The organism is Puia sp., assembly GCF_036500295.1.
Classification (GTDB): Bacteria; Bacteroidota; Bacteroidia; order Chitinophagales; family Chitinophagaceae; genus Puia.
Genome location: NZ_DASYCH010000037.1, coordinates 1 through 7,823, shown reverse-complemented (window position 1 = coordinate 7,823; position 7,823 = coordinate 1). Strand labels below are relative to the sequence as shown.

General features: G+C 53.8%; 6 protein-coding genes. 2 read left to right on the top strand and 4 right to left on the bottom strand.

From position 1 onward, the window contains the following. Positions 1–200: MmcQ/YjbR family DNA-binding protein (locus VGM48_RS07380; protein WP_331577591.1), on the bottom strand; the 200-nt coding region annotated here is incomplete at its 3' end. Between the two features lie 53 nt (positions 201–253). Continuing rightward, the gene (locus VGM48_RS07375; RefSeq protein ID WP_331577589.1) at positions 254–1,555 is read right to left on the bottom strand and encodes an amidohydrolase; all 1,302 of its coding nucleotides are present in this window, start codon (positions 1,553–1,555) and stop codon (positions 254–256) included. Positions 1,556–1,699: 144 nt separating this feature from the next. On the opposite strand from VGM48_RS07375, the gene VGM48_RS07370 reads away from it, so the two are divergent. Next, positions 1,700–2,917: a chromate transporter gene (locus VGM48_RS07370; protein WP_331577587.1), complete on the top strand. Its 1,218-nt coding sequence runs from the start codon at positions 1,700–1,702 to the stop codon at positions 2,915–2,917. A gap of 21 nt (positions 2,918–2,938) precedes the next feature. Here the strand turns inward: VGM48_RS07370 and VGM48_RS07365 are convergent, their stop codons facing one another. Then, positions 2,939–4,267 (bottom strand): DEAD/DEAH box helicase, encoded by a 1,329-nt coding sequence (locus tag VGM48_RS07365; protein ID WP_331577585.1) that lies wholly within the window; start codon positions 4,265–4,267, stop codon positions 2,939–2,941. 258 nt (positions 4,268–4,525) lie between these two features. Between VGM48_RS07365 and VGM48_RS07360 the strand changes: the two genes are divergently transcribed. After that, positions 4,526–7,114, top strand: a complete 2,589-nt coding sequence (locus VGM48_RS07360; protein WP_331577583.1) for an MGH1-like glycoside hydrolase domain-containing protein — start codon at positions 4,526–4,528, stop codon at positions 7,112–7,114. 17 nt (positions 7,115–7,131) lie between these two features. Here VGM48_RS07360 and VGM48_RS07355 read toward each other — a convergent pair. Further along, positions 7,132–7,823, bottom strand: a 692-nt coding sequence (locus VGM48_RS07355) for a T9SS type A sorting domain-containing protein (protein WP_331577581.1), incomplete at its 5' end; no start/stop codon positions are given.

The window sequence follows — 7,823 nt, the reverse complement described above, 5'->3', positions numbered from 1 at the left end:
ACCGCGGCATATTGCTCCCGCCATTCGATGGCCTTTTCGGGCTCGCATTTGACATTGAATTCAAGTACCGGGCTATCCAGACCCGTCAACAGAAAGATCTTTCCCTTTACCTTAAAAACAAGCGTGGTCTCGCCAAATGGAAAGGATTCCTCCACCCCGGGCTTTGCCAGACAATATTCGCGAAGTGATTCTACATTCATTTAGTTATATATAATACTATTCAAAAATGCATGAGCCGCTGAGAACACCTTATTTAGCGGCTGCCCGAATAATCCCATACAAGATTACAAAAAGCCCTCACGCCAAGTTTGAATCCCGACTCATCCAGGTAAAAATCCGCGGTATGATGGGGGGCGGTCGTATGCGGGTCCTGTCCCGGTTTCATTCCGCCCAGAAAGAAAAAGAAAGAAGGAACCTTTGCGCCGAAAAAGGAGAAATCCTCCGCGCCGGTCATCGCATCCATCACCTGTACATTGCCGGTACCCGCCGTATTTTGCAGGGAAGGGAGGGTCCGCTGTACAAGGACCGGATCGTTATACGTGATCAGCGTTTTATTGTCGATAGCGATCTCCGCCGTGGCGCCCGCACTCTCCGCTATCTTTATAACGGTGCGGCGCATCCGTTCATGGATCTCGCGTTGCATCGCAGTATCGAGGGTTCGGATAGTGCCGGTCATCTGAACCTCTTCCGGGATGATATTTGCGCGAACACCGCCCTGGATCACACAAACGGAGATCACGGCGGCATTCTTCGTCAGTTCCGTCTGCCGGCTGACAATCGTCTGCAGACCTTCGATAATCTGCGCGGAAACAACGACGGGATCGATCCCTGCCCAGGGCTGTGATCCATGTGAGCCTTTTCCGTGGACTTTTATTGTAAACCAGTCGGAAGCGGCCATTTCGCCTCCGCTTCGATATCTGATCTTCCCTGACTCGACCGCGGCAGCCATATGCAGCCCGAACATGACTTCTACCTTCGGATCATCGAGGACGCCCTCCTTTATCATCAGGGCCGCCCCACCCTCTTCACCCGTCGGCGGACCTTCTTCAGCCGGCTGGAAGATGAATTTGACGGTCCCCTTCAGGTCTTTTTTCATCCCGGCCAGTACGGTGGCCGTGCTCATCAGGATCGCGACATGGGCGTCGTGGCCGCAGGCATGCATAACGCCAACCTCCTGTCCATTGTACGTGGATTTGACCTTGCTGGCAAAAGGCACCGGCGTCCGCTCCACGATCGGCAGTGCATCCATATCCGCACGAAGTCCGATGACCGGCCCCGGAAGACCACCGCGCAGAATACCCACCACACCGGTCTTCCCGACACCCTCCCGCACCTCGATACCCAACGATCGCAAATGATCGGCGATGATCTTCGCGGTTCGCGTCTCGTGATTGCCAAGCTCGGGATGTTCATGAAAGTCTCTTCTCCAGGCGATCGTTTGCGGTTCCAGTTTATCCGCGGCGGCATCGATCGCTGCCCGATTGTTGTTCTTCTGGGCAAAGGAACCCGGGCCGGCCACCAGGATGACGGCCAGCAGGACAAGGAGTTTTTTCATTAAGCAGTTTGTTTTTTTGGGGATCCCCGGGAAATTATATTCCGACAATTTTTTGCTACAATGAATATACGATAATATTGTGGCCTTGTCTTACGCATCCGGTTCCGAATTCACGCATCTATTTTGACAGCCTTGTTCCGTCATATGGCCTTTCTGAGAGCAGTATTCCTGCACAGCATCTCTGCATTCGGTGGTCCCACGGGACATTTCGGAATGATGATGAAGACCTTTGTCTATCGCCGGAAGGATGTCACCGAGCAGGAGTTGCTGGACTATAGCGCCTTTTGCCAGCTGCTGCCCGGGGCTTCATCGACTCAGACGCTTACCCTCATCGGGTATAAACGGGGCGGTGTGGTCCTTGCCATGCTCACCCTGATCATCTGGACCCTTCCCGCCTGTATCCTGATGTCGCTGTTCTCCTTTTTCCCCTTGCGCACCACGGGAATTTTTCGCTTTATTGGGCCGATGACCATCGGGTTTCTGGCGTTTGCCGCCCAGCGGGCATTTCGCGTGTCCATCAAAAATACCATCACCCGCATCATTCTCGTGGTCAGCACGATCACCACCTTTCTGCTGTTCAGATGGCCCTGGGTCTTTCCGATCCTCCTCGTGTGCGGGGGAGTGGTCACCAACCTTAGCAGCCGGCGTATCCCGCAGGTAGAGGTGCTGCCAAAAAAAATAAAGTGGGGGAATATCTGGCTGTTTGCGATCATCTTCCTCCTCGCCGGAGCAAGCAGCGAACTGGCCCGCAAGAACAACTGGCCCAACCGCCGTCCGGTGAACCTTTTCGAGAATACCTATCGCTTTGGCAGTCTCGTTTTTGGCGGCGGAAACGTGCTGATGCCGATGATGTACGAACAGTTTGTCGCCCGCTCGCAATCCCAGCAGTTGATCCAGCGGAATCCACATATCATCCGCATTGAAAAGACAGACTTTTATTCTGGTTGGGGAATGGTCCGGGCGATTCCCGGTCCGGTGTTTTCCATCGCCGCCTATATGGGAGGGATCGCGATCAAAGACAAGGGAACGGCCTGGCAGATCCTGGGTTGTTTTATCGGCGCAACCGGCATCTTTCTTCCAAGTGCACTGCTTGTACTCTTCTTCTATCCGATCTGGCATAACCTGAAAAAATATGCGACGGTGTATCGCGCACTGGAAGGGATCAACTCTGTGGTTGTAGGCATCATGATCGCCGCGGCCTTCTATATGATGAAGGATTTCCAGCTGGCCTCCTGGAGAGATATCGCCCTCAACCTGGGGGTCATCGGGGTGACCTGGCTGCTCCTGCTCTTCTCAAAGCTGCCCTCGCCGCTGATCGTCCTGCTCTGGCTGGGACTGGGCTGGGCCTCCCTCAACTTGTAACGGCTGCTGCGAGGCAGGCTTTTAATGACGTTTTTCGCCGCCGCCCGATGCGCCATGCGCGCCGGGTCCACGGGACCCGGAACCGGAGGGCCGGGGCGTCCTGCGATTATGATTGCCGCCACCACCGCCACCGCCGCGATTGCGGCCGCCGGAATGCCCACCGCCATGACCATGTCCGCCGCCTTGTCTGGACTTACTGCGCGGACTGTATTCGGGCGCGGGACCAAACTGCTCGGGGATCGCCGCCTTATTAACCGGACTGCCAAGAAGATCCTCGATCAGCCGGAACTTGTTCTGCTCTTTCTCGCTGATAAATGTGAACGCCACCCCGTCGGTCTCGGCGCGGGCCGTACGGCCGATGCGATGCACATAATCCTCGCCGTCATTCGGCACATCATAGTTGATGACCATCTCGATGTTATCGATGTCGATCCCACGGGAAAGGATATCCGTAGCCACAAGGATCGGCAAACGGCGACTCCTGAATTCCAGCAAGACCTGCTCCCGCTCGGACTGCTCGAGATCGGAATGGATCTCCTTTACGTTGAACTTGCTTCGCCGCAATTCCGCCGTCAGCTGCTTTACATTATGTTTCTTCGAACAGAAGACGAGCGTGCTCTTGAGATTAGTGGTCTTTAACAACCATTTTACGAGCGGGATCTTTTGTGCTTCATAGACGACAAAAGCCTCTTGTACGATCTTCGCGGGCGGCTTGGAGATCGCGATATTCACTTCCGCGGGCTCATGGAGGATCTTCCGGGCAAGGTCCCTGATCTTTGTAGGCATCGTGGCCGAAAAGAGCAGGTTCTGCCGTTTAAGCGGCAGAAAGGAGATGATCTTCATGATGTCGTCGAAGAAACCCATATCGAGCATCCGGTCGGCCTCATCAAGGACCAGGTATTGCAAACCGGTTAACTTGACATAACCCATGTTGAGATGGGCGATCATCCGTCCGGGGGTGCAGATCACGATGTCGGCGCCACGGGAGAGCGCCTGCTTCTCGGTGGAGAAGTTACTCCCGTCCCCTCCGCCATATACCGCGATCGAGCTGATGTTGGTAAAATAGGAAAGCCCTTCCAGGTTCTGAGCGATCTGGACAGCCAGCTCCCGTGTCGGCACGATCACCAGGGCATTGACGGTATCGTCATTCCTGGAGGCCAGCAGCCGATTGATAATGGGGAGAAGGAAAGCCGCGGTCTTTCCCGTTCCGGTTTGCGCGGAGGCGATAATGTCCTTGCCGTTCAAGATAATGGGAATGACCTGTTCCTGTACAGGGGTAGCATTTTCATATCCGGAAGCCTCTATGCCTTCGAGCAAACTCTCGTCCAGGCCAAATTCTTTAAAAGTCAAATTCGAATGATTAAAAAAATAAATTGCACAAATTTACAATAAATGGGCTCACAGGCGGTTTTTTTGCCAAAATAAAGACCGACGCGGGGACCAACCTGGGTCAAGTCCTATTTTTTGCCGAAATTCATCAATAATATCCGGTGTGAACGATCCAGCAGCCGTAGGAGATGGAAAAACTAGAACAACATGACCGCAGAACATCAACGACTCGCAGTTAACGCTGCTAAAAAAATACCTTTGGAACAATGGGGACCGTATTTGAGTGAGAGACAATGGGGAACGGTCCGGGAAGATTATAGTCCATACGGCGACGCCTGGCACTATTTCCCTTACGATCATGCGCATTGCAGGACCTATCAATGGGGTGAGGATGGCCTTGGAGGGATCTCCGATTTTTTTCAAAACCTTTGTTTTGCCGTTGCCCTCTGGAATGGAAAGGACCCCGTCCTGAAAGAACGGCTCTTTGGTCTTGGCAACAATGAAGGAAACCATGGAGAGGATGTAAAAGAACTCTATTACTATCTCGACAATCTCCCCTCTCATTATTACATGGAATACCTGTACAAGTATCCCCAACAGGAATTTCCCTATAAAAAATTGCTGGAAGAGAATCGCAACCGCTCGCGCGAAGAGCCAGAATACGAAATTCTCGACACGGGTGTATTCGACAAGGACGAGTATTTCGATGTGACCATCAGCTATGCCAAGCAGAACGCCAGGGATATCTTTATCCGCATCGACATTCACAACCGCTATTACAAGCCGGCGGAGATCACGGTGCTGCCCACTCTTTGGTTCTATAACCGCTGGAGCACGGATGGACAGGAGAAAAAACCGGTGATCACCACCCGCGACGGGAATTCGGTCAGGGCAACGCATAGCCGGCTGGGAGCCTATTATCTCTATTTCCAGCCCCCGAAGTATACCCTTTTTACGGAGAATGAGACCAATCTTGAAAAAGTATCCGGGGTGCCCAACAAGACGCCGTTTGTAAAGGATGCTTTTCATGAAGCCGTCATCCGGAATAATCACCTCGACGCCCTGAAGCAGAAGAGGTCGGGAACGAAATTCGCCCCCGTTTATCACTACTCGGTCGGGCCGGGGGAGACGGAATCGATCTATCTGCGACTAAGCAACCGCATTCTTGAAAATCCGTTCAACGGTGATCCGGCCATGCTTTTCCAAAGCCGGAAAGAAGAGGCGGATGCCTTTTACGCGACGATCCTGCCGGCGAATATTTCCCGGGAGATGGCAGCCGTTCAACGGCAGGCCCTGGCCGGTCTGCTTTGGAGCAAACAATACTATCATTACGACGTGGAACGCTGGTTGACCACCAGTGACGGACTAAGTCCCGTCAACGCGGGAAAGCTGAATGGCCGGAACCACGAATGGAAACACCTGAAGAACCAGGACATCGTCGCCATGCCCGATAAATGGGAGTATCCCTGGTATGCAGCCTGGGACCTCGCCTTCCAGAGCATTGCCATGGCCCTGGTGGACCCGGTGTTCGCCAAGCACCAGCTGCTGCTGATCATGCGGGAATGGTATATGAAACCCGATGGCCAGATCCCGGCCTATGAATGGAATTTCAGCGACGTAAACCCCCCGGTCCAGGCCTGGGCGGCGCTGATGGTCTACCGCATCGAAAAGGAACGGTCCGGTAAGGGCGATGTCGGTTTCCTCAAACGCATCTTTCAAAAACTGCTGATCAATTTCACCTGGTGGATCAACCGCAAGGATGCCAATGGCAATAATATGTTCGAAGGCGGATTCCTTGGGCTGGATAATATCGGCGTGTTCAACCGAAGCCACTCGCTCGGCGGCGAATTTCAGCTGGAACAGGCGGACGGCACCAGCTGGATGGGAATGTATGCCCTCAACATGATGGATATGGCCCTCGAGATCGCCATGAAAGACGACTCTTTCGAGGACACCGCAACGAAGTTCTTCGAGCAGTTTGTACTCATCGCTGAAGCGTTGAACGAACAGGGCATGTGGAACGAGGAAGATCGCTTTTTCTATGACACGCTTTCCATCGCCGGATCGCCGGTGCAATTGCGTATCCAGTCGATCGTCGGCCTCACCACGCTGTTCGCGGTCTCGATCATCGAAAAGAAGACCCTTCACAAACTGACGGATTTCAAAAAGCGGATCACCTGGTTCGAGAATTACCGGCTGAAGAACAAACGCTACTGGCCAAACGAAGAACATAGCGACGGCGAGACGATCCTGCTTTCGCTTGTACCTCAAAAAAAGCTGATCTCTCTGCTGGAGCGATTGCTCAACGAAGCGGAGTTCCTTTCACCCGGCGGTATCCGCGCACTCTCGAAATACCACGAAGAAAATCCATATACGATTAACATCGGCGGGGTCGATTACCATATCAAATATGATCCGGGGGATTCGACATCGGATTTCTTCGGCGGCAACTCCAACTGGCGCGGACCGGTCTGGATACCGATCAACTACTTGATCATCCAGTCGATAAGAAAATTCGGGAAATTCTATGGCGAGGGCTTACTGGTGGAGTATCCCGCCGGCTCGGGCGAACAGCTGCCGCTGGAACAGGTGGCGGATCAGCTCACAGGCAGGGTAGTCAGCCTCTTCAAAAAGGATATCACCGGCAGCCGGCCCCTGCATGGAAAGCACAACTGGTTCTATCAAAAGCCGGGTAACGAGCATCTTCTTTTGTTCTACGAATATTTCCATGGCGACACGGCTCACGGCCTTGGCGCCAGCCATCAAACCGGCTGGACGGCCCTGGTTGCCGAACTGATCTCCGAGTTGTCAAAAAATGAGACTGCCACGACTCAATCGTCCGTGGCAGCCTCAACGACAGCGAAATGATCCGCCGTTATAATTGATTAATGATGTACAAGGATCTTCACCTGCTGTGAGTTCATCTTGTCGAACCAGTGGAGGAAATATTCCCCTTCCGGCAAGCCCTGGATACAATCGATCTGCACCGAGTTCATCCCCGGGTGAGCCTGGTATTGACGGCTCCATACCTGGCTGCCTTTCAGATCGAAGAGCCGCAGGTTGATACTGGTAGCCGTCGTTGCCGGGAAAGTGACCGTAGCGCTGTTTCGCGCCGGGTTGGGATATACCCCGACCTTGCCGGTTGCGGTACCCAGGTTGACCGAGACGATCCTGCTATACATGGTGCTGCCGTCGGAACCCAGTTCCTGGATGCGATAGTAAAGCGTGCCGCCAAGGGTCTGGGCGCCATTGTCGGTATATTGATAGGCGTTGTTCGTCGCATCTCCCGCCCGGTAGGCGACACTGCCGATGCTCTCGAAATTGGCGCCGTCGGTGCTGCGTTCGATCGAGTAACCGGTCGTGCTTACTTCATAGGCTACGTTCCACTGGAGGTTGACTGCGCCATTGGAAGCCTGCGCCTTTATCTCGAGGAAGGTTACCGCGAGTATCCCACAGCTGGGGGTAGTGGCGATGCTGCTCGCACCTACGTTATTGATAGCGCGACCGAGTGAACCACTCGTAGCGCCATAGCTGACGGCGGGAGAGTTTGTTTTTCCCGATGCACCGCCGGAGGCCG